Here is an 18,790-nt window from a genome sequence, read left to right on the forward strand (position 1 = left end):
CGGCTTTGCGCCTTTGCGGCTCTGCGACTTTGCGTTGATGCTTTTCAGGTTATATCTCGACCGGCCTCGGCACCTCGCTCTCCATTATGGGACGCGGGGTCAGACGATCAGGTACCTTCAAAACGGTGACGCCGGACGGCGGCTCGATCTCCGCGTAGAGTGGCCCGCTGCCGCGCTGATAGGTCTTCGAGAAGTGCATCGGCAACACGTACCTGGGACGCAAACGCTCCAGCAACATGTTGAACTGCGTGGTGCAGAGATGGCGGGACACCCTCGCCTTTTTCGACTCGGACGCCAGGAAGGCACACTCGCACACCAGTAGCGTCACCCCTTCCAGCAGCCCCGCCAGCTTCGCGACGTTTTCCTCGGAATAGCCGATATCGGTGACGTAACCGATGCTGGCGGGCTCTTCGAACTTCCTGATGCGCTGGTACAAGAGGCCGGCGTCCGGCTCTACCCTCTCCTCGAGGCTCCCGCCACTTTCGCACGGGTACCTGACCGGGCTCCCCTCCAGCACGCCGTCACGGAACAGCCTCTCCATCTCCTTGAGCCACGCCCCCTTCTTCACCCCTGCCGCCGCCATGCGTTCGTCGTCGAGAAGGAAGGCCGCTCCCTCGTCTACCCGGTAGGCCACGACCGGGATGTGGTGCTCGCAATGCGTTCCGGTCACGGTAAGGTGCCGGTTGCAGTAGAGGACGCCGTTGCGCTCCCCCTCGGGGGTGGCGAGGAACGCTTCCGGACCGCTGTAGAGCGTGCTCGCGACCCGTCCGCTCGCGCCCACCTCGTTGACCCTGAAATTTCCCCAGAAGGTGTCGGCGAGGTTCCAGTCGTAGCAGGCGAACTTGCTGGCCATGCGCCTGGAGAGACCGGGAGGGCCGAAGACGTCGATGGTGCGCGGCGAGGCGTGGCTGTGACGAATGACGCTGTCCATCCCCATGAAGTGGTCCATGTGGGCGTGGCTGATGAAAATGGCATCTATGGAGGTATAGACCCTCTTGGCAAGGTGATGCATCTTGCCGCAGTCGAAAAGGATCGCGCGACCGGTGGGACGCACACGGACCAGGAGCAGCGGGTCGTCGAACAGCCCCGCGAAGAAGGTAGGCTCGAGATAGCGGAAAGGTTTGGGCATGCGCAGAATTTTACCATTAGATTGACCTGCATCAATTGCAACACACTCTGTACGGGTTACAGTTCCTATCAAGAGAACAATCAAGCGAACTTAAAACATAAGGAGAAGGGACATGGCAGAGAAAAAGGGTGTAGCTCTGGGCGAGGCATTGAACCTGGTCAACCTGGCGGGCTATCAGGACGGTGCCGTGGTGAGCAGAACGGTCATAGACAAGCCGGTCGGCACCATCACCGCTTTCGCCTTCGACGCGGGTGAGGGCTTGAGCGAGCACACGGCCCCTTACGACGCTTTCGTGCAGGTGCTGGACGGCGAGGCGGAGATCAATATCGAAGGGACCGCGCACACGGTGTCTGCTGGCGAGATCATCATCATGCCCGCCAACAAGCCGCATTCGCTGCGCGCGGTGAAGCGCTTCAAGATGCTGCTGGTCATGATAAGGGCTTAAAACTACCGAAGCAGTTACGCAAAGCTGAAAAAGAAAGAATCCGCGAAGAGCGCAAAGAATGATTTCCGGGGGGACCCGAAACTGCTTTCTTTGCGTATCTCGCGGATTTTTTGCGTTCTCTGCGTAACTGCGGTGCTTCGAGATGCTACTGGTGCCGAGCAGGGGCGTGTTGACGCTTTTGTTTGACCCCACTTTCCCCTTGGGCTATGCTCACGTGAGCCAGAACAGCAACTTATCGGGACAGGGGCATGACTATTTTCAACATGGATCAGTGGCGACAGCACGTCGCACTCGATGTCGGGACTGCAACCACTCGCATTGCCACCGGGAGCTGCGGGATGCTGGAACTTCCCTCCCGGATCGGATCCCGCAAAGCGCTGCGCGACGGCGTAATCGTCGACCCGGACGCGGCCTTCCGGATCCTGCAGCCGGTGATCGAACGGCGCCGTGTCTTCGGCATGGTGAAGCCGAGCATCCTCGGCTGCGCTCCCAGCGACGCCACCGCAGAGGAGCGCCAGTTGCTGATGGATTCCATCATGAAGGCAGGGGCTGCGGCGGTATCGATCATCCCGGAGCCGTTGGCCGCGGCCGTCGGCGCCAATCTCGACGTTTCTTCCCCGTATGCCCAGATGGTCGTCGACATAGGCGACGGCGTGACCGATTGCGCCGTGCTCCGTTCCGGAAAGGTCGTCGCGAGCTACGCCTTAAGGGGAGGCTGTTGCCGCATGCGGCAAGCCGTCGTGACGGCGGTCGAATCCGTGCAAAAGACCGTGCTGCACGAGGAGGAGGCGGACCTGCTGCTGCGCGGTTGCGGCACCAGCCGCCCCGAGGAACACGCCGCGGGAGCAACCGCCGCTGCCGCCCTGGTCCCGGTCCTCGAAGAGATTGCCGACGGCATCGACTCCTTCATCAGGGACCTGCCCAACGACATAGGGTGCGACGTCATCTACAGCGGCATCTGCCTTACCGGCGGCGGCGCGCTGATCCCGGGATTGCGGCGCCTCCTCGAGGAGCGTACCGGCGTCGGTGTCTGCACCGCGGTCAACCCGCGCGGCGCCGTGGTCGAAGGGGCGCGCGCCATCCTTCCGGTCGTCGTGATGCTGAACCGCTGGAAATAACGGTGATGCAAATCCCCTTTGCCCCCCTTCGCAAAGGAGGGACGTTCATCAGCGTCGCTTCGTGAGCAACAGCCCCACGTCCACCGGAATCCTCCAATGAACATAAAAAAGCCCCTGCCGACCGAGTCGACAGGGGCTTTTCATTTGCATCGGTGCTGCCGCTACCTGCAGCCGCAGCCGCAACGGCCGTTCAGCTCGGCCTCGTACCCCTTGCGCAAGAGCTTGGCCACTTCCTTGGAGTGGTAGGTGAGGATCAGGTCGGCGCCCGCCCTCTTGAAGGACATCATGGTCTCCATGACCACGCGGTCTTCGTCGATCCACCCCATCTTGGCGGCGGCCTTCACCATGCTGTACTCGCCGGAAACGTTGTACACGGCGGTGGGGAGGTTGAACTCGTTTCTCACCTCGCGCACGATGTCCAGGTAGGGGAGGCCCGGCTTGACCATCAGGATGTCGGCACCTTCCTCGACGTCCATCCTCGCCTCGCGAATCGCCTCCAGCCTGTTGCCCGGATCCATCTGGTAGGAGCGGCGGTCACCGAACTGGGGGGTGGACTCGGCAGCCTCGCGGAACGGACCGTAGTATCCGGAGGCGTACTTGACCGCGTAGCTCATCAGCGGGATGTGGTTGAAGCCGTTGTTGTCCAGCGACTCGCGGATCGCGGCCACGCGGCCGTCCATCATGTCGGAGGGGGCGACCATGTCGGCGCCTGCCTGGGCGTGGGAAAGGGCTTCGCGGGCCAAAAGCTCCAGGGTCTCGTCGTTGTCCACGTCGCCGTTCTTGATCACGCCGCAGTGGCCGTGGTCGGTGTACTCGCACATGCAGACGTCGGTGATGACGGCGAGCTTGGGCACGCTCTTCTTGATGGCGCGGATGGTCTCCTGGATGATGCCGGTCTCGGAGTAGGCGTCGCTCCCCATCGCGTCCTTCTGCTCAGGGATGCCGAACAGGATCACTGCCGGAACACCCAGCTCGTAAACCTCCTGGGCCTCCTCGACGATGTTCTCGATGGACTGCTGATAGATCCCCGGCATGGACGAGATCTCTTTCTTGATCCCCTTGCCGAAGGCGGAAAACATCGGGTAGATCAGGTCGTTGGCCGAGACGGATGTCTCCCTGACCATGTTTCTGAAGACTTCCTTGCCCCGAATTCGTCTCGCTCTGTACACCGGGTAGAACATACCATTTCTCCTTTTGCTTTTCTGTGGATAAGCTCTAAATCTTCCCCCTCCCTCGCCTTCCCCCTCCGGGGGAGGGGATGCAGGACGAGAGCGGGCGGGGTTAACTGCGAGAAGACGCGCTCCCGAAAAAGCGAATCATCTCCCGCGACAGGGCCTCAAGGGTGAACTCGGCGGGCTCCATGTGCACCTCCAGCCCGAGATCCCGACAGGTCTTGGAGGTGATCGGACCTATCGAGGCCACCTTCACCCCTTCCATGAGATGCAGGAACCTGTTTTCCCCGAGGATGCGGGCGAGGTTGTGGACCGTGGACGAGGAGGTGAAGGTGGCGCAGTCGACGCGCTTCTCCTCCAGGGCCTGCAACGCCTCTTCCGGGATGCTCGTAGGGGTGTGGTTGGCGTAGGTCACCGGGGCGATCACCTGTGCCCCCAGGTGTCCCAGTTCCTCCGGAATCACTTCGCGGGCGCGGTCCCCTTTCGGGAAGAGCACCCACTTGCCGTTCATGTCCAGCTCGGAGAAAGCGGCCACCACCCCCTCGGCCTTGTAGTCGGCGGGGATGAGGTCGGGCCGGATCCCGTAGGGAGCAAGCGCCGCGGCGGTCTTCGGGCCGACGGCGCAGACGCGGCAGCGGCCCAGGGCCCGACTGTCGAGGCCGTGCTTGGCGAGCCTGGCGAAGAAGTATTTGACCGCGTTGTAAGAGGTGAAGACGACCCAGTGGAAGCTGTCCAGTGCGTCGATGGCCTCGTCGAGAGCGGCGTAGCTCTCCGGCGGCGCGATCTCGATGGTCGGGCAGCAGTAGGCGCGGGCTCCCAACTGCTCCAGCATCGAGGTGAATTCTCCGGCCTGGTCGGCGCCGCGGGTGACCAGGACCGAGTTCCCGAAGAGCGGGCGGTTGTCGAACCAGCGCAGCGTTTCACGGAGGTTCACCACTTCGCCGACCACGGTGATGGCGGGAGCCTTGAAGCCCGCGGTCCGCGCCTTTTCCGCGATGTCGGCCAACGTACCGACCAGCACCTCCTGCTCCGGGCGCGTCCCCCAGCGGATCAGCGCCACCGGCGTTTCCGGCGCCCGTCCATGATCCATGAGGCTCCGCGCGATGTGCGGCAGGTTGGTGACGCCCATGTAGAAGACCACGGTGCCGCTCCCCAGCGAGAGTCCTTCCCAGTCGATCTCCGAGGAGGCCTTCCCTTTCTTCTCATGCCCGGTTACGAAGGCGACCGAGGTGGTCACGCCGCGGTGGGTAAGCGGGATCCCCGCGTAGCTGGTGGCGCCGACCGCCGCGGTGATGCCCGGCACGATCTCGAAGGGGATCCCCTGCGCGACCAGCGCCTCGCACTCCTCGCCGCCGCGGCCGAAGATGAAGGAGTCTCCCCCCTTGAGCCGCGCCACCACCTTGCCGGAGAGGGCCTTTTGCACCAGCAGGTCGTTGATCTGGCTCTGCTCGCGGTTGTGTTCGCCGCCTACCTTGCCGGCGTAGATCAGCTCCGCCCCCTTGGGAGCGAGCCGCAGCAGCTCGTCGTTGGCCAGATAGTCGTACATCACCACCTGCGCCTTGGCCAGGCAGTCCCGTCCCTTCACCGTGATCAGCCCGGGATCACCGGGACCCGCGCCGATCAGGTAGACGTAGCCTTTCTTTGTCGTTTCAGCGGTCATCTCGCACCAGGAAAAGAGAGTGTCGTGCGCAAAAGGCAAAAGGCTAAGGTAGAACCGTTAGCCTTTAAAGCAAACCCACCTTCGCCAAGGCTACGGTGGGTAGGCTGATAATCTTCGCGCTAAGAGCTTCGGCCGACAGGGATCACTGCGACGGGACCTGTCCACCGAAGCCTTGGCGAAGGTGGATTATACCGGGATTTCCTTCTCCCGGGAGACTTCACGCTGGTACACCTCGGCGAGGATGGCGTGGCCACCTTCGGAGAGGAGCTGCTCGGCAAGCTTCACGCCCAGCTTCTCGCAGTCGTCGGCGGGGCCGCTAACCACACCCTTCACGGAAACCTTGCCGTCCACCGAGGCGATGAAACCGGTCAGCTTCAGCTCGTTGCCGGTCACTTCGCCGTAGGCGGCGATGGGGACCTGGCAACCGCCCTCGCAGCGCCAGAGCAGGGCACGCTCTGCACGCACGGCGCGGCTGGTGTCCGGGTGGTTGAAGAAGGAGATGGCGTCCTTCACATCCTCGTTGGAAAGGTTGCACTCGATGCCCAGCGCCCCCTGGCCGATGGCCGGCAGGGAAAGGTCGGTCGGCAGGAGCTCGGTGATCTGGTCGGCGAAGCCCAGGCGGTTCAGGCCGGCGGCAGCCAGGATGACGGCGTCGAGCCCCTCGGTCTCCAGCTTGTCCATGCGGGTCTGCACGTTGCCGCGGATGATGACCATCTCCAGGTCGGGGCGGACTTTCAGCAGCTGCGCCTGGCGGCGAAGCGCGGAGGTGCCGATGCGGGCGCCCTGCGGCAGGTCGAGGAACTTGACGTTACGGGAGATGACGGCGTCGCGGGGGTCTTCGCGCTCGGTGATGCAGTAAAGGCCAAGCCCTTCCGGGAACTCGGTCGGCACGTCCTTCATGCTGTGCACCGCGATGTCGATCTCGCCGCGCAGCATCGCTTCCTCGATCTCCTTGACGAAGAGCCCCTTGCCACCGACCTGTGCCAGCGGCACGTCGAGGATCTTGTCACCGATGGTCTTGATCTTCTTGAGGGTGACGGTCATGTCGGGATAGCGTTTTTCCAGCTCGGACTTGACCCAGTTTGCCTGCCAGAGTGCGAGCTGGCTCGCGCGGGTTCCTATTCTCAGCTCTTTCAGCGCCATGTACATCTCCTTTATATTTTGATCATTTCGAGATTGTCGAATCGGTTTCCGCTTAACCTTAACCTTAACCTTAACCTTAACCTTAACCTTAACCTTAACCTCAGCCTGCCTCTCAGTCTTCCAGCTCCATCATGCTTTCCTGCTGCTCGCCGGTCTCCAGGTCGAAGAGGTGGCGCAGGGCATCGACGTAGAGATCGTTGCGGCTCCCCTGGTCGGTCCTCTTCAAAAGACTGGTCGGATGATGCAGCAGCTTGTTCATGATGGCGTTGGTCAAGGCATCCATCTTCTTGTCCGCGCCGGGAGGGATGTCCTTCCAGTTGGACAGGGTCTTTGCCAGCTCCGCCTTCCTGATCTCGTCGAAGTGGCTCCTGAGGGCCACGATGGTCGGGGTCACGTCCAGCGAGGAGAGCCACTTGAAGAACTGGCCGATCTCCTGCTCGACGATCGCCTCGGCCTTGGCGGCCTCGATCTTGCGCTGCTCAAGGTTGGTGGCCACCACGCCGTTCAGGTCGTCGACGGTGTAGAGATAACAGTTCTCCACGTCGTTCACCTTGGGGTCGATGTCGCGCGGCACGGCGATGTCGATGAAGAACATCGGCTTCAGCTTGCGGCGGCGCAACACCTCCTCCATGTCCTTTTCGTGGATGATGAAGTGCGGCGCTCCGGTGGAGGAGAGGATGATGTCCGCCTTGGGGAGATGGTCCATCAGGGCTTCGAAGTGGACCGGCTTGGCATCGAACTCCTCGGCCAGCTTTTCGGCGCGCTCGTAGGTACGGTTGGTGACCATGACGCCGCGCACGCCGACGTTGATGAAGTGCTTGGCGGCCAGTTCGCACATCTCGCCGGCACCGATCAGAAGGACCGTCTTGTCGGAGAGCTCGCCGAAGATCTTCTTCGCCAGTTCCACCGCGGCAAAGGCGACGGAGACCGCGGAGGAGGCGATCTTGGTCTCGGTCCTCACCCTCTTGGCGACGGAGAAGGCCTTGTGCAGGAAGCGGTTCAGGATGACGCCGGAGCTCTTGAACTCCGCGGCGTAACCGTAGGATGTCTTGATCTGGCCGAGGATCTGCGGCTCGCCGACCACCATGGAGTCCAGGCTGGAGGCGACGCGGAATACGTGGCGGGTAGCCTCCTCCCCGTGGTAGCTGTAGAGGTGTTTCTCGAGCGTCTCCAGCGGGAAGTTGTGGTAATCGGCGAGGAAACGCTTCAGGCGGGCCATGCCGCCGGCGACGTCGCGGGTGGTGGCGTAGATCTCCACGCGGTTGCAGGTGGAAACGATCACGGCCTCGGTGATGTCGGGGAGCGCCACGAGGGCGTTGAGAGGCTTCTCCATCTGGGTAGGGGAGAATGCAACCTTTTCCCGGATTTCAACTGCGGCAGTTTTATGCGAAAGCCCGACCACAATAATGTTCATAACAATCCCTGCCCCTTCTGGGGAAATCCCTCTTACTTGTAGCTGTGCAGCCCCGGCAGCAACAGGTTAACGCCGAGGAAGGTGAAGAGCATGATGACGAAGCCGAAGATGGAGAGCATCGCGGCTTTCCGGCCGCGCCAGCCGGTGGTGAGCCTGCCGTGCAGCAACGCGGCGTAGATGAACCAGGTGATCAGCGACCAGGTCTCCTTGGGATCCCAGCTCCAGTAGGTTCCCCAAGCCGTCTCCGCCCAGATGGCGCCGGAGATGATGGCAAAGGTGAGCAGCGGGAACCCGAAGGTGAGGCAGCGGTAGCTGATGTCGTCCAGGATGTCCAGCGACGGAAGCTTCTGGAACATGGAGCCCAGCCGACGCGTCTTCAAAAAGTGCGACTGGATCAGGTACATGATGCTGACGCCGAAGGAGATGGCAAAAGCGGCATAGCCCAGGAACGCCATGATGGTATGAACGGCGAGCCACTTACTCTTGAGAGCCGGGTTCAAGGGCGGAATCACGGTGGAGAAGGAGGCCGAGATGGCCATGATCAGGAGCGCCAGCGGCATCATGAAGGAGCCGAGTATGCTGATCTTGTAACGCCTTTCCAGCAGCAGGAAGATGCCGACCACGGAGAGACTGAAGAAGGAAAGCGATTCGTGCAGGTTGGTGATCGGGGTGTGACCCGCCTCGAGGAAGCGGTTGAGGGTGAAGCCGCAATGGACGAGGAAGCCGACCAGGGCGAGCCAAAGGCCGGTTTTCCCGAGGGATTCCTTCGGCTTGAGCAAGTAGATCAGGTAGACGGCGGTGACGACCGCGTAGATGACCAGGGTGCTGTTGAAGAGCAAGGCGTTCATGAAGGGTCCTCTTTTCCTGCCCCTACCGAGCCCGGTGCGGCCCCGGCAGCGGAGAGCTTCAGGAGTATCTGGTCTATGGCATCTCTCTGCCCGTTTTTGATTAGCGCGGGGATGTCCAGCGCGGCTAGCTCGGCAAAAACCGTGTCATTGTATGCGTTCCCCGCCTTTTCAGTCAATAGCTTTTCACGGACGGCACTTAAAAGGGCGACGGCCTCACCGTATTCAGGACCGAACTGGGGCCTCAGTCGGTCGACGATCGTTTTTGACAGAGAAGGACTGGCACCGCCGGTCGAGACGGTGATCAGCAGGTCGCCCTGTTCGAGAACGGCTGGTGTAACGAAGTCGCCGTCGTCCGGAAGATCCACGCAGTCGACCAGGATGTTCAGTTCCCGCGCATCCCGGGCCACCTCGCGATTGACGGCGGGGTCGCCGGTAGCGGCAAAAGCGAGTGTGGCACCGGCGAGATCGCCGGACCGGTACCCCCGGGGCAGGTGCATGACGCGCCCCTGCGCGGCGAGAGCGGCCAGCGACTCCTCGACACCCGGGGCCACCACGGTGACGCACGCTCCTGCCGCGACAAGCCGGGCCGCTTTGCGGGCCGCCACCTTGCCTCCGCCCACCACTACGACCAGGCGCCCCCCAAGGTTCAGGTTTATCGGGTAATGACGCACGAGCACTCCCTGGCCGCCCCGCGAGGCACGCGGGATAGTATCCAATCAGGGCGGGGCGGCCGCCCCAATATGACCCCATCCCATCGCCCTGTCAATGCTGAATACATCAACGATGCAGAGGGGTTTGCAGACTTTAGTTGCCTCTCACCGAAGGGGCATTTACTCCTTGCTTTTTTCATCGGCTCATTTATAGTAGAACTCACTTTTTTATTAAAGGAGAAGGTTCCATGGCCAGCGAAAACGTACATACCTTTACCGACGACAACTTTGAGAAGGAAGTCCTGCAGTCCGACATTCCGGTGCTGGTAGACTTCTGGGCCACATGGTGCGCCCCCTGCAAAGCGATCGCTCCCCTCATCGACACCGTGGCGTCCGAGTACGAAGGCCGCGTTAAAGTAGGCAAAGTCAACGTTGACGACAACCCGGCTACCCCTGGCAAGTACGGCGTACGCGGGATCCCCACCGTAATCCTGATCAAGGACGGCAAGGTGCTTGACCAGGTAGTCGGTGCCATCCCCAAAGCCCAGCTGGAGGCCCTGATCAATAAGGCTCTCTAAAATGAAAAAGCAGATGCAGTTTAAGAATCTCCTGTTGAGAATCACCCTGCCGGCGCTGGCGGGCCTGCTGTTTTTCACCCAACCCGCAGCCGCCATACTGCAGAAAGGGGACCCCGCCCCCCCGATCAAGCTGACCACCACTTCCGGCCAGCCGATCACGCTGAGCAACTACAAGGGCTACGTCCTGGTGATGGACTTCTTCGCCACCTGGTGCATCCCCTGCAAGGAAGCCATCCCTCATCTGAATTCGATGCGGGCGAAGTACGGCAAGCAAGGGCTGCAGGTGCTGGGGGTCAGCGTCGATGAAGGAAGCGACCGCGACCTCAAGACCTTCATCAACGAACGCAAGATCAGCTACCCGGTTGCCATAGCCAACGAGGATATGCAGACCGAGTACGGGCTGCGCTCCATCCCGACCGTCTTCGTCATCAACAAGAAGGGGGTAGTGGTCGAAAGGTTCCAAGGCTTCTCGGACCAGACTGCAAAGGCGATGGAAGACACCATCAAGAGACTGCTCGCCGAATAGGCAGCGACCAGCTACCACGATAAGAGAGAAGAGCGGCGTCTCGCAGCGATACCATCACGGTCATCGCTGCGAAGCGGCCGCTCTTTTCGTTTCCGCCCGCCACCCAACTCCCGCCACCCAATCCGTCCGTCCCACCACCCATAACATTGACTTTTTCTAACCGTATGGCACGATTCGTGGGTACTTATTTCCCGAACAACATCAGCGAAGGGGGGTGCCATGAAACTGAGAGCAACGGGGGTGATAGGGCAGGACGACGATGGTCACATAGTCTTAGAATTGAAGAAAGGCCAGGATGTCGGAGTTATCAAGAGTCACGTGGGAGAGGAGGTCGAAATGGTAATACTGACGAAGGAAACAGCGACAAAGCCTCGCGAGGTGGCTACTTCAGAAAAGGATTCCGAGGGACTCAGCACATGCGCCAAACCGGGGTACTGGAACATCGAGGACCAGCAATAACCTCCTATCCTTGGATCATGGGCCTGCATCAACTTCTTGGTGACGGTCACCAACACTGTTGCGATGGTCATCAACACCGTTGCGATGGTCATCAACACTGTTGCGATGGTCATCAACACTGTTGCGATGGTCATCAACACCGTTACGATGGTCATCAACATCGTTGCGAGGGTCATCAACATCGTTTCGATGGTCATCAACACCGTTGCGATGGTCATCAACACCGTTGCGATGGTCATCAACACCGTTGCGATGGTCATCAACACCGTTGCGATGGTCATCAACACCGTTGCGATGGTCATCAACACCGTTGCGGTGGTCATCAACATCGTTGCGATGGTCATCAACATCGGTTGCGATGGCCATCAACACCTCGTTGACGGGTACCCCCTCCGCATATGGTGCTTTAGCGGATTATGTGGAAACCGAGGGGAGATCGCCGGTCGCCATGCGGCGCAGGTGGGTGATGTCCCGCAATGGCGGTGTTCCGAACAGGCGGCTGTATTCGCGGCTGAACTGGGAGGCGCTCTCGTAGCCGACGTTGAAGGCGGCGGTGGTGGCGTCAACGCGCTCGGTCAGCATCAGGCGCCGTGCCTCGTTCAGGCGCAGCATCTTCTGGTACTGCAAGGGGCTCATGGCGGTAAGCGTCCGGAAGTGGTGATGGAACGTCGAAGTGCTCATGTTGACCTTGGTGGCCAGATCATCGATGCGTAACGGGCTGGAAAAGTTCCCCTTCAGCCAATCGATGGCACGGGCTATCTGCTGACTCTGGCTTCCCGCCGAAGCCATCTGCCGCAGGCGCGCCCCCTGGTCTCCCACCAGCAGCCGGTAGATGATCTCCCGCTGGATCATCGGTGCGAGGATGGGGATGTCCTTCTCTTCGCCAAGCAGGTCGATCAAACGCTTAAAGGCGCTGAGAAGCGGCAGGCTCACCTCGCCAACCGCCATGCCGCGGCTCGATTGCTGCGTGCGTGGCTGGGGGAGGTTGCTGTCCAGCATCAGTTGGGAAACCTCGCGCAGGTCGAGCATCAGCCTCAGGCCAAGGTACGGCTTTTCGGGGCTTGCCTCGATGATCTGCACCACCGTGGGCAGGTGCACCGACGTGATCAGAAAATGATTGGCATCGTAAACCAGGGTTTCGTCGCCGAGTTGAACGCGCTTGGCTCCCTGGGCTACCAGACAGACACTCGGCTCGTACATTCCGCTGACCGGTTCGGTGACTTCTTCCCTTTTGAACAACGACAGACCGGGGATCGGCGTCTCGAACAACTCTTCCCGTTCGGTCCATCGGGCAACACTCCGCCTCAAACTTTCAATAGCGTCTTCCATTGCGAGAACCTCCAACCGCCAGCCCAACAGGCTGTTTTAACAACCATTTGACGTAACTCATCCTACCCAAGCTCCGCACCCATTACAACATTTTTTGCAGCATCCGGAGAATCGGGCAAAAATCAGGCAGGATCGGTCTACCAACCTTTCCTTTATAAGAGCTACGATCTGATCATCTTCGACGGGACACATGACTATGACCCGGCTGGAGCATGGAGCACGATGCGATAGAATTTGCCGGTATGCCTACACTCACAGCATCGGTCCCTGCTGCATCAACTACACACAAATCAGTTAAAGGAGACCAGCAATGCAAAAACGTAAACTGGGAAACAGCGGGCTGGAAGTTTCGGCCCTTGGCCTTGGTTGCATGGGGATGAGCTTCTCTTACGGCCCGCCCAAGGACAAGCAGGAGATGATCACCCTGCTGAGGACGGCGGTGGAGCGCGGCGTCACCTTCTTCGATACGGCGGAAGTGTACGGCCCGTTCATCAACGAGGAACTGGTCGGTGAAGCGCTCGCCCCGCTGCGGGACCGGGTGGTGATCGCCACCAAGTTCGGCTTCGACATCGCCGCCGGCAAGGACCCCAGGGGGATGAAGGGAGGGCTCCCGGCGCTGAACAGCCGTCCTGAACACATCCGGGAGGTCGCGGAGGCCTCTCTCAAGCGGCTGAGAACAGAGACCATTGACCTCTTTTACCAGCACAGGGTCGACCCGGACGTGCCGATCGAGGACGTGGCGGGCGCGGTGAAGCAGCTGATCCAGGAAGGGAAGGTGAAACACTTCGGCCTTTCCGAGGCGGGCGTGCAGACCATCCGCCGCGCACACGCCGTGCAGCCGGTCGCCGCGTTGCAAAACGAGTATTCGCTCTGGTGGCGCCGCCCCGAGGCTGAGATCCTCCCCGTCTTGGAGGAACTGGGCATCGGGCTCGTCGCCTACAGCCCCCTCGGCAAAGGGTTCCTCACCGGCAAGATCGACGCCGGCACCACCTTCGACAGCACCGATTTCCGCACCACCCTCCCCCGCTTCACCCCCGAGGCGCGGCAGGCGAACCAGGCCCTTGTGGACCTGTTAGGCGAGATCGCGGCGCAGAAAAAGGCGACCCCGGCGCAGATCGCCCTCGCCTGGCTGCTGGCACAAAAACCGTGGATCGTCCCTATCCCGGGGACAACGAAACTGGAGCGGCTGGACGAGAACAACGGCGCCGTCGACATCAACCTGAGCCAGGACGACCTGCGCGAGATCGACTCCGCGGCCTCCAAGATACACGTGGAGGGGGAGCGCTACCCCGAGATGCTGGAAAAGCTCACCAACAGGTAACAAAAACGACAGGAGGATCAACCATGTATAAGGCAAAAGCATATTCCGCAGCCAGCGCTGCTGCCCCGCTGGCATCGACCACCATCCAGCGTCGCGAGCCTACCGACCGCGACGTCCAGATCGAAATCCTTTTCTGCGGCATCTGCCACTCCGACCTGCACACCGTGCGCGACGAGTGGAACAGCATCATGCCCACGATCTACCCCTGCGTGCCGGGACACGAGATCGTGGGACGGGTCACCAAGGTAGGCTCGGCGGTAACCAAGTTCAAGCCGGGCGACCTGGCCGGCGTCGGCTGCCTGGTCGATTCCGATCACAGCTGCCCCAGCTGCGAGGCGAACCTGGAGCAGTTCTGCACCAACGCGACCTTTACCTACAACTCCCCCGACAAGCACTTGGGCGGGGTCACCTATGGCGGCTACTCGGACAGCATCGTGGTGGACGAGCACTTCGTGTTGCGCGTCCCCGCCCACCTGAACCTTGCCGGGGTGGCGCCGCTGCTTTGCGCAGGGATCACCACCTACTCCCCCATCCACCGCTGGGGCGACATCAAGGGGAAGAAGGTCGGCGTGGTCGGCCTGGGCGGCCTCGGGCACATGGGGGTCAAGTTCGCCAAGGCGTTCGGCGCGCACGTCGTGGTCTTCACCACCTCGCCCGGAAAGAAGGAGGACGCCCTGCGTCTGGGCGCAGACGAGGTGATCATCTCCACTGATGCCGAGCAGATGAAACAGCACGCCGGCAGCTTCAACTTCATCCTCGACACCATCGCAGCCGACCACGACCTCAACGCCTACATCCAGATGCTGGGTCTGGCGGGGAACATCACCCTGGTCGGCGCTCCGGACAAGCCGCTCGCCCTCTCCTCCTTCGCGCTCCTCTTCGGCCGCCGCAGCGTCTCCGGTTCGCTCATCGGCGGGCTCGCCGAGACCCAGGAGATGCTCGACTTCTGCGGTGAGCACAACATCACCTCCGACGTCGAGGTCATCCCGATCCAGAGGGTGAACGAGGCGTACGAAAGACTGGTCAAGTCGGACGTGAAGTACCGCTTCTCCATCGACATGGCCTCGCTGAAAGCGGAATAAACAGAGTTCGTCCCGCTGTTCCCGCAGGCTCCTCCCTCCTCCCCTCGCGGGAGGGGGGAGGAGTTAAAGGCAGCTTTTCTCCGGGCAAGCCCGGAAGCGCCAAACAAAATGCCGGTACCGTGCCTCGCGGCCCGGCGGCTCCCACTGGGGAAAAATGAAACTGGGGCAAAAGATCGTCACGGCATTGCTTGTCGGAGGCTTAACAGTCATGGCAGTACATAGCAGCGAAGTTGACCGGGCATCAAAAGGCGAGAAGAAACCATCAGGAGAAGTGATGACCACCGGGGGTATGCTCGAAACGACACGCGTCATGTGGAATTTCTTTTTCAACAAGCCTGCTGACACGCGACCTGCCGGGAAAATCCCGGTCCACAAGATGTCTCGCGAAGAGCTTCTCTCCGCGCCCGTCAACACCGTCTTCAGGATCGGACACTCCACGGTGCTCCTGAAGCTGGAAGACGGCTTTTGGCTCACCGACCCGGTCTTTTCCAAGCGGGCCTCGCCGGTTCAATGGGCGGGTCCGCCGAGGTTCCATCAACCGCCGATCGGCATCGAGGACCTGCCTCCCATCAAGGGAGTGATCATCTCCCACGACCACTACGACCACCTCGACCGCGACTCCATTGTGAAGCTGGCCGGCAAGACGGAGCATTTCCTGGTGTCGGTCGGCGTGGGAGACATCATAACCGGCTGGGGCGTCCCCGCTGCCAAGGTACGGCAGCTGAATTGGTGGCAATCGACGCAGGTGGACGCGATCCGCCTGGTGGCCACTCCCTGCAGGCACTTCTCCGGCCGCGGCCTGTTCAACAAGAACCAGACCCTGCAGAACTCCTGGACCATCCTCGCTCCCGGCTTCCGCATCTTTTTCAGCGGGGACTCCGGCTACTTCCACGGCTTCAAAAGGATCGGCGAGCAGTACGGTCCGTTCGACCTGACCTTGCTCGAGGCCGGAGCTTACAACGTGAACTGGGCGGGGGTGCACATGATGCCGGAAGAGACCGTACAGGCGCACCTCGACCTGAAAGGGAGAAGGATGCTGCCGATCCATAACGGCACCTTCGACCTTTCCATGCACGCGTGGCGCGAACCGTTCGACAGGATCTTATCCCTTGCGAAAGCGCGGGAGATCGAGGTGGCCGTACCGGTCATGGGCGAACCGGTCTACTCGTCCGCCGCCGCTCAGGCCAGGCCGTGGTGGGCGGCGGTCGATGCGGGCCCTGTGCCCGTCACGGGACAGTCAACACCGTTGGCCGCGCTTGCCGGTGGTAGCGCTTCGGCGCAAAGGCCCGGGGAAATCTGAGGCGATCGGAGAAAAGACGAAGGCTGAGGGGACAAAAGAGCTTTCTCGGTAGCAACCGCTAGTGGTAGATGCTTTCCCAATCTTGGAGGCTGACATGACAAAGGAAAATGGGGGGACCTTCACGCGCCGGGAGTTCCTGAAGGGGATCGGGGTTGGGGGGGGTGCCGTGGTGCTTTTCGGGCAGTTCGGGATCCACTCTGCAGCCTGGGCGCTGTCGGGCGAACCGACCCTGAAGATGGTCGTGGTGGATTACAACAAGTGCACGGGATGCCGCACCTGCGAGACGGCCTGCTCGTCGCGCAACAGACCCGCATCGGTCTCGGGCAAAGAACTCCCCGGCCTGGGCAATCCCTACTTCGCCAACATCATGGTCCACAACTTCAACCCGGATGTGGACGTCCCCAACGTCTGCGCCATGTGCGCCGACACCCCGTGCGCCAGGGCATGTCCGGTGGAACCGGACCCGAAAACGGGCCGGCGCGCCCTCTACCGGGACCAAGGGAGCCACACCATGCGCAACGACGCCGCCCGCTGCATCGGCTGCGGCAGTTGCGCCAAGGCCTGCGCCTCGCAGCGCACCGGCGTCATCAGCCCCAACCCGGAGACGGGAAAACCGGAGCGGATGTGCACGCTGTGCGGGGGCGACCCGCAGTGCGTCAAGCGTTGCCCGTTCGGGGCGCTCTCCTACGTCGAGGTGCGACGCGACAGGAAATTCTACGGCCTCGGGCCGAAAAAGATAGCTGCTGAATTGGCCAGGAACTGGTACGGGACGGCAGGGTTCGGAGGTGTGAAATGAGCGGCAAACCGGGATACCACGGCAGGATCCTTGAAATAGATTTGAGCTCCGGGAAGTCCAGGACCGTGACCATCGCTCCCGAGGATCTCGACAGGTTCGTTGGGGGGCAGGGGCTGGGCATGAAGCTGCTCTGGGACCGGCTGAAAAAGCCTGGCGTCGACGCGCTCTCCCCGGAGAACCCGCTCATGTTCATACCGGGACCGTTCTCGGGGCTCCCCGTCCCCTCTTCGTCGAGAACCTGCGTGGTCACGAAGTCCCCCATCACGGCTCCGCTGAAATCCGATCATTGCCATGCCTCCACCGTCACCTACTCCAACATGGGCGGGTTCTTCGGTCCGGAGATCCGGTTCGCGGGGTACGACGGGCTGGTGGTTGTCGGCAAGGCGAAAGAGCTTTCCTACATCGTCATCGACGACGGCAAGGTGGCGATCAGGGACGCCCGGAAGTTCAAGGGGATGCGCACCGACGCCTTCGACAAGGCCTTTCTGGAAGAGCTCGGCGACCGGAAGTACAAAACGGTCTACATCGGCCCGGCGGGAGAGAACTTGGTCCCCTATTCCAGCATCATCCACACTGCCGGGAGGGCCGCAGGGCGCGGCGGATCGGGGTGTGTCATGGGCTCCAAGAATCTCAAGGCGATCGCGGTCAAGGGCTCCGGCCAGCCGGGCGTCGCCGACCACGAGCGATTCCTTGCCGCACTGGAAAAGGCCAGGCGCGCACTCTACGGGACGACCTACGCCAAGTCGTGGGCCGAACAGGGGACGGCAAGGGCCATCGTCGGCAACAGCAACGCCGGCACCGAATCGGTGCGCAACTACCGCGAGGGGACCTTCACCGAGGCGGACAAGATCGGCGGCGACGCGGCCCGGCGCGACGTGTGGGTGAGGGACTTCGCCTGTTACTGCTGCCCGCTCGCCTGCAAGAAGAGCGGCGTCACCAAGGGGAAATACGGCGGAGTCGTGCACGACGGCCCCGAGTACGAAACCGGGGTCATGCTGGGATCCAACCTGATGATCTCCGACATGCCCGGGCTTTTGAGGGCGATCTACAACATCGACGATCTCGGCCTGGACCAGATCTCGACCGGCAACGTGATCGGCTTTTTGATGGAAGCCTACGAGAAGGGGATGATCGACCGACAGTTCCTGGACGGCATCGACCTCAAGTGGGGGAGCGTGGACGCGACGCTCGCCATGATCGAAAAGATCGCGGCCAAGGACGGGGTGGGCGCCCTCGCCGCCCAGGGAGTGGCGAACCTTTCCCGCCACATCGGGCAGGGGAGCGGGAAGTTCGCCATTCACGTGAAGGGGCTGGAACTGGCGGCGCACAACATCCAGGGGAACCAGCCCAGGGCGCTTTCCTACGTCACCGCGTCCCGGGGGGCCTGCCACCTGAGCGGTGACGACATCGCCATGCAAAACAGGCGCGCCATGCTCGATTCGACCGGGATGTGCTTTTTCCCGACCTTCGAGCCGGCGCTGGAAGAGCCCATGCTCGAATTGCTGAGCGCGATCACCGGCCGGGAGTACGACAAGGCTGCTTTCGAAAAGGCGGGCGAGCGGATCTTCAACCTCGAGAAGCTCTTCAACTATCGCGAAGGCTTCCGCCGTGGGGACGACAAGCTTCCCGACCGTTTCTTCGAGGACGCCTTCACCATCGGCGCCAAGAAGGGGGCGGTGCTCGATCGCAGGAAGTTCGAGGACATGCTCACCAAGTACTACCAGGAGCGCGGCTGGGACCCGGAAACCACCAAGCCCGGACCGGCAAAACTGAAAGAGCTGGGGCTGGACCTCGTCTAACAGACACAGAAAACGCAGAGA

The 18,790-nt window shown here is 61.6% G+C and carries 19 protein-coding genes; 10 read left to right on the forward strand and 9 right to left on the reverse strand.

What is annotated here, in order from left to right; translation table 11 throughout:
• Positions 1-49: 49 nt before the first annotated feature.
• Positions 50-1,129: a ribonuclease Z gene (locus KOM00_RS12060; protein WP_216499170.1), complete on the reverse strand. Its 1,080-nt coding sequence runs from the start codon at positions 1,127-1,129 to the stop codon at positions 50-52.
• A gap of 112 nt (positions 1,130-1,241) precedes the next feature.
• On the opposite strand from KOM00_RS12060, the gene KOM00_RS12065 reads away from it, so the two are divergent.
• Positions 1,242-1,574 (forward strand): cupin domain-containing protein, encoded by a 333-nt coding sequence (locus KOM00_RS12065; protein WP_216499171.1) that lies wholly within the window; start codon positions 1,242-1,244, stop codon positions 1,572-1,574.
• A 248-nt stretch (positions 1,575-1,822) separates the two neighbouring features.
• Entirely contained in the window at positions 1,823-2,692 is an 870-nt protein-coding gene (locus tag KOM00_RS12070; RefSeq protein WP_216499172.1) for a rod shape-determining protein, read from the forward strand.
• Positions 2,693-2,853: 161 nt separating this feature from the next.
• Here KOM00_RS12070 and hemB read toward each other — a convergent pair whose 3' ends face one another.
• The 6 genes from hemB to KOM00_RS12100 all read right to left on the reverse strand — a co-directional run bounded on the left by hemB (position 2,854) and on the right by KOM00_RS12100 (position 9,600).
• Positions 2,854-3,873, reverse strand: coding sequence for a porphobilinogen synthase (hemB, locus tag KOM00_RS12075; protein WP_216499173.1), 1,020 nt, complete (start codon positions 3,871-3,873; stop codon positions 2,854-2,856).
• A 100-nt stretch (positions 3,874-3,973) separates the two neighbouring features.
• Positions 3,974-5,524 carry a uroporphyrinogen-III C-methyltransferase gene (gene cobA / locus KOM00_RS12080; protein WP_216499174.1) on the reverse strand — a complete coding sequence of 517 codons (1,551 nt, stop codon included), beginning with the start codon at positions 5,522-5,524 and terminating at the stop codon, positions 3,974-3,976.
• A 186-nt stretch (positions 5,525-5,710) separates the two neighbouring features.
• Complete coding sequence (gene hemC, locus KOM00_RS12085; RefSeq protein ID WP_216499175.1) at positions 5,711-6,667, reverse strand: hydroxymethylbilane synthase; 957 nt, start codon at positions 6,665-6,667, stop codon at positions 5,711-5,713.
• Positions 6,668-6,779: 112 nt separating this feature from the next.
• A complete protein-coding gene (gene hemA / locus KOM00_RS12090; protein ID WP_216499176.1) occupies positions 6,780-8,081 on the reverse strand; it encodes a glutamyl-tRNA reductase in 1,302 nt (433 codons plus the stop codon).
• A gap of 32 nt (positions 8,082-8,113) precedes the next feature.
• Positions 8,114-8,929, reverse strand: coding sequence for a c-type cytochrome biogenesis protein CcsB (gene ccsB, locus KOM00_RS12095; protein ID WP_216499177.1), 816 nt, complete (start codon positions 8,927-8,929; stop codon positions 8,114-8,116).
• The gene (locus KOM00_RS12100) at positions 8,926-9,600 is read right to left on the reverse strand and encodes a precorrin-2 dehydrogenase/sirohydrochlorin ferrochelatase family protein (protein WP_216499178.1); all 675 of its coding nucleotides are present in this window, start codon (positions 9,598-9,600) and stop codon (positions 8,926-8,928) included. The genes ccsB and KOM00_RS12100 overlap by 4 nt, the downstream gene beginning before the upstream one ends.
• A 227-nt stretch (positions 9,601-9,827) precedes the next feature.
• Here KOM00_RS12100 and trxA point away from each other — a divergent pair, with 227 nt between their 5' ends.
• The 3 genes from trxA to KOM00_RS12115 all read left to right on the forward strand — a co-directional run bounded on the left by trxA (position 9,828) and on the right by KOM00_RS12115 (position 11,142).
• Positions 9,828-10,157: a thioredoxin gene (gene trxA / locus KOM00_RS12105; RefSeq protein WP_199396653.1), complete on the forward strand. Its 330-nt coding sequence runs from the start codon at positions 9,828-9,830 to the stop codon at positions 10,155-10,157.
• A gap of 13 nt (positions 10,158-10,170) precedes the next feature.
• Entirely contained in the window at positions 10,171-10,683 is a 513-nt protein-coding gene (locus KOM00_RS12110; RefSeq protein WP_216499179.1) for a TlpA family protein disulfide reductase, read from the forward strand.
• A gap of 219 nt (positions 10,684-10,902) precedes the next feature.
• Positions 10,903-11,142: a hypothetical protein gene (locus KOM00_RS12115; protein ID WP_216499180.1), complete on the forward strand. Its 240-nt coding sequence runs from the start codon at positions 10,903-10,905 to the stop codon at positions 11,140-11,142.
• 15 nt (positions 11,143-11,157) lie between these two features.
• Here KOM00_RS12115 and KOM00_RS12120 read toward each other — a convergent pair whose 3' ends face one another.
• Both KOM00_RS12120 and KOM00_RS12125 read right to left on the reverse strand, forming a co-directional pair.
• Positions 11,158-11,508, reverse strand: a complete 351-nt coding sequence (locus KOM00_RS12120) for a hypothetical protein (protein WP_216499181.1) — start codon at positions 11,506-11,508, stop codon at positions 11,158-11,160.
• A gap of 48 nt (positions 11,509-11,556) precedes the next feature.
• Positions 11,557-12,471 carry an AraC family transcriptional regulator gene (locus KOM00_RS12125; RefSeq protein ID WP_216499182.1) on the reverse strand — a complete coding sequence of 305 codons (915 nt, stop codon included), beginning with the start codon at positions 12,469-12,471 and terminating at the stop codon, positions 11,557-11,559.
• A 310-nt stretch (positions 12,472-12,781) separates the two neighbouring features.
• Here KOM00_RS12125 and KOM00_RS12130 point away from each other — a divergent pair, with 310 nt between their 5' ends.
• The 5 genes from KOM00_RS12130 to KOM00_RS12150 all read left to right on the forward strand — a co-directional run bounded on the left by KOM00_RS12130 (position 12,782) and on the right by KOM00_RS12150 (position 18,769).
• Positions 12,782-13,792 (forward strand): aldo/keto reductase, encoded by a 1,011-nt coding sequence (locus KOM00_RS12130; RefSeq protein WP_216499183.1) that lies wholly within the window; start codon positions 12,782-12,784, stop codon positions 13,790-13,792.
• Positions 13,793-13,815: 23 nt separating this feature from the next.
• The gene (locus KOM00_RS12135) at positions 13,816-14,874 is read left to right on the forward strand and encodes an NAD(P)-dependent alcohol dehydrogenase (RefSeq protein ID WP_216499184.1); all 1,059 of its coding nucleotides are present in this window, start codon (positions 13,816-13,818) and stop codon (positions 14,872-14,874) included.
• Between the two features lie 274 nt (positions 14,875-15,148).
• On the forward strand, positions 15,149-16,174 hold the full coding sequence (locus KOM00_RS12140) for an MBL fold metallo-hydrolase (protein WP_236026916.1): 1,026 nt from the start codon (positions 15,149-15,151) through the stop codon (positions 16,172-16,174).
• A 94-nt stretch (positions 16,175-16,268) separates the two neighbouring features.
• Positions 16,269-16,970 (forward strand): 4Fe-4S dicluster domain-containing protein, encoded by a 702-nt coding sequence (locus tag KOM00_RS12145; RefSeq protein WP_216499186.1) that lies wholly within the window; start codon positions 16,269-16,271, stop codon positions 16,968-16,970.
• Positions 16,967-18,769: an aldehyde ferredoxin oxidoreductase family protein gene (locus KOM00_RS12150; protein WP_216499187.1), complete on the forward strand. Its 1,803-nt coding sequence runs from the start codon at positions 16,967-16,969 to the stop codon at positions 18,767-18,769. Before KOM00_RS12145 ends, KOM00_RS12150 begins: the two co-directional genes overlap by 4 nt.
• Positions 18,770-18,790 lie beyond the last annotated feature (21 nt).

Source organism: Geomonas diazotrophica (genome assembly GCF_018919385.1).
Lineage (GTDB): Bacteria > Desulfobacterota > Desulfuromonadia > Geobacterales > Geobacteraceae > Geomonas > Geomonas diazotrophica.

What these genes read in the sequence shown, in the direction of transcription:
- KOM00_RS12060 (WP_216499170.1), bottom strand. Translation starts at nt 1,129, where the DNA reads ATGCCCAAACCTTTCCGCTATCTCGAGCCTACCTTCTTCGCGGGGCTG.
- KOM00_RS12065 (WP_216499171.1), top strand. Translation starts at nt 1,242, where the DNA reads ATGGCAGAGAAAAAGGGTGTAGCTCTGGGCGAGGCATTGAACCTGGTC.
- KOM00_RS12070 (WP_216499172.1), top strand. Translation starts at nt 1,823, where the DNA reads ATGACTATTTTCAACATGGATCAGTGGCGACAGCACGTCGCACTCGAT.
- hemB (WP_216499173.1), bottom strand. Translation starts at nt 3,873, where the DNA reads ATGTTCTACCCGGTGTACAGAGCGAGACGAATTCGGGGCAAGGAAGTC.
- cobA (WP_216499174.1), bottom strand. Translation starts at nt 5,524, where the DNA reads ATGACCGCTGAAACGACAAAGAAAGGCTACGTCTACCTGATCGGCGCG.
- hemC (WP_216499175.1), bottom strand. Translation starts at nt 6,667, where the DNA reads ATGGCGCTGAAAGAGCTGAGAATAGGAACCCGCGCGAGCCAGCTCGCA.
- hemA (WP_216499176.1), bottom strand. Translation starts at nt 8,081, where the DNA reads ATGAACATTATTGTGGTCGGGCTTTCGCATAAAACTGCCGCAGTTGAA.
- ccsB (WP_216499177.1), bottom strand. Translation starts at nt 8,929, where the DNA reads ATGAACGCCTTGCTCTTCAACAGCACCCTGGTCATCTACGCGGTCGTC.
- trxA (WP_199396653.1), top strand. Translation starts at nt 9,828, where the DNA reads ATGGCCAGCGAAAACGTACATACCTTTACCGACGACAACTTTGAGAAG.
- KOM00_RS12110 (WP_216499179.1), top strand. Translation starts at nt 10,171, where the DNA reads ATGCAGTTTAAGAATCTCCTGTTGAGAATCACCCTGCCGGCGCTGGCG.
- KOM00_RS12115 (WP_216499180.1), top strand. Translation starts at nt 10,903, where the DNA reads ATGAAACTGAGAGCAACGGGGGTGATAGGGCAGGACGACGATGGTCAC.
- KOM00_RS12120 (WP_216499181.1), bottom strand. Translation starts at nt 11,508, where the DNA reads ATGGCCATCGCAACCGATGTTGATGACCATCGCAACGATGTTGATGAC.
- KOM00_RS12125 (WP_216499182.1), bottom strand. Translation starts at nt 12,471, where the DNA reads ATGGAAGACGCTATTGAAAGTTTGAGGCGGAGTGTTGCCCGATGGACC.
- KOM00_RS12130 (WP_216499183.1), top strand. Translation starts at nt 12,782, where the DNA reads ATGCAAAAACGTAAACTGGGAAACAGCGGGCTGGAAGTTTCGGCCCTT.
- KOM00_RS12135 (WP_216499184.1), top strand. Translation starts at nt 13,816, where the DNA reads ATGTATAAGGCAAAAGCATATTCCGCAGCCAGCGCTGCTGCCCCGCTG.
- KOM00_RS12140 (WP_236026916.1), top strand. Translation starts at nt 15,149, where the DNA reads ATGACCACCGGGGGTATGCTCGAAACGACACGCGTCATGTGGAATTTC.
- KOM00_RS12145 (WP_216499186.1), top strand. Translation starts at nt 16,269, where the DNA reads ATGACAAAGGAAAATGGGGGGACCTTCACGCGCCGGGAGTTCCTGAAG.
- KOM00_RS12150 (WP_216499187.1), top strand. Translation starts at nt 16,967, where the DNA reads ATGAGCGGCAAACCGGGATACCACGGCAGGATCCTTGAAATAGATTTG.